We start from the raw sequence: 428 nt of genomic DNA, 5'->3' as shown, positions 1-428 counted from the left end.
TCGGAAACCGGCATGGTGTCGCTGGACGAAAGCGACATCATCGAAAAAGGCCGCGTCGGCCCCGGCGAATCCATCGCCGTCAATCTGGACGAGGCGCGCTTCTACAAGGACGAGGCACTGCACGACATGCTGGCCGCGCGTCACCCCTACGGCGCCTGGACCAACAACATCAAGCGCATCGACCACATCGTCAAAACCGATGCGCCGGAGCCCGTGCGCTACACCGGTGAGGCACTGCGCCGCCGCCAGCTCGCCGTGGGTCAGACGCTGGAGGAGCTTGAGGCCATCCTGCACCCGATGGTGGAGGACGCGAACGAGGCCGTCGGCAGCATGGGCGACGACACGCCGATCGCCGTGCTCTCCGAGCAATATCGCGGCCTGCACTGTTACTTCAGGCAGGATTTCAGCCAGGTCACCAACCCGCCGAT

The 428-nt window shown here is 64.7% G+C and carries 1 protein-coding gene; it reads left to right on the top strand.

What is annotated here, in order from left to right:
- Positions 1–12: 12 nt before the first annotated feature.
- A partial coding sequence (locus tag R5H29_RS01490) for a glutamate synthase central domain-containing protein (RefSeq protein ID WP_332328624.1) occupies positions 13–428 on the top strand: 416 nt, incomplete at its 3' end.

Origin of the sequence: Stenotrophomonas sp. A3_2, from assembly GCF_036624925.1 — a bacterium.
GTDB lineage: Bacteria > Pseudomonadota > Gammaproteobacteria > Xanthomonadales > Xanthomonadaceae > Stenotrophomonas > Stenotrophomonas hibiscicola.
This window is presented reverse-complemented; position numbering and strand designations above follow the sequence as displayed.